Raw genomic sequence first — 1,306 nt, 5'->3', positions numbered from 1 at the left:
TGACGGAAGACCGCTTCCTGTTCCTGTCCGAGAAGAGCGCGGTCACCACGCCGAACTGGGCGCTGCCCGCCAACTTCCAGAACCACGGCAACTACGTGATTTCGCTGGGCAACGTCACGCGCTGGCTGGGGGCACAGGCCGAAGCGCTGGGCGTCGAGATCTTCCCCGGCTTCCCCGCCGCCGAGATCCTGTACAACGACGACGGCTCGGTGAAGGGCGTCGCGACCGGCAACATGGGCGTGGGCAAGGACGGCGAGCCGACCGAGAACTTCCAGCTCGGCATGGAGCTGCACGCGAAGTACACGCTGTTCGCCGAAGGCTGCCGCGGCCACCTCGGCCGCCAGCTGATCTCGAAGTTCAAGCTCGACGCGAACGCGGATCCGCAGGCGTACGGGATCGGCATCAAGGAACTGTGGGAAATCGACCCGGCGAAGCACAAGCCGGGCCTCGTGATCCACACGGCTGGCTGGCCGCTGAAGTCGGATACCTACGGCGGCTCGTTCCTGTATCACATGGACAACAACCAGGTCGTGGTCGGCTTCGTGGTCGGCCTCGGCTATACGAACCCGTACCTGTCGCCGTTCGAGGAATTCCAGCGCTACAAGACGCACCCGTCGATCCGCGCGTTCCTGGAAGGCGGCAAGCGCGTGTCGTACGGCGCGCGTGCGATCACCGCCGGCGGGCTGCTGTCGCTGCCGAAGACGGTGTTCCCGGGCGGTGCGCTGATCGGCGACGACGCGGGCTTCCTGAACGCATCGCGGATCAAGGGCAGCCACGCGGCGATCAAGACCGGCATGCTGGCGGCCGACGCCGCGTTCGACGCGGTGCAGGCCGGCCGCCAGTCGGACGAGCTCAACGCATACCCGGACGCCTTCAAGCAGTCGTGGCTGTACACGGAGCTGTACCGCGCGCGCAACTTCAAGCAGTGGATGGCGAAGGGCCTGTACCTCGGCACGCTGATGGTCGGGCTCGAGCAGAAGCTGATGGGCGGCAACGTGCCGTGGACGCTGCACCACAAGCATGCGGACCACGAGATGCTGAAGCCGGCGTCGCAATGCCAGCCGATCGAGTATCCGAAGCCGGACGGCAAGCTGACGTTCGACCGGCTGTCGTCGGTGTTCATCTCGAACACGAACCATGAAGAGAACCAGCCGGCGCATCTGACGCTGAAGGATGCGAACGTGCCGGTGAACGTGAACCTGCACACGTACGCGGGGCCGGAGGGGCGCTTCTGCCCGGCGGCGGTGTACGAGTTCGTGAAGAACGACGACGGCAGCGACCGCCTGGTGATCAACGCGCAGAACTG

1 protein-coding gene is annotated in these 1,306 nt (G+C 65.8%); it reads left to right on the top strand.

Annotated features, from left to right (window positions below; all coding sequences use genetic code 11):
* Window positions 1–1,306, top strand: a 1,306-nt coding sequence (locus tag G3O06_RS48355; RefSeq protein WP_205820470.1) for an electron-transfer flavoprotein:ubiquinone oxidoreductase, incomplete at both ends; no start/stop codon positions are given.

The organism is Burkholderia sp. Ac-20345, from assembly GCF_017104825.1.
Taxonomy (GTDB): Bacteria; Pseudomonadota; Gammaproteobacteria; order Burkholderiales; family Burkholderiaceae; genus Burkholderia; species Burkholderia lata_B.
The sequence above is the reverse complement of the archived record's forward strand: the minus strand, read 5'-3'. Positions and strand labels throughout refer to the sequence as shown.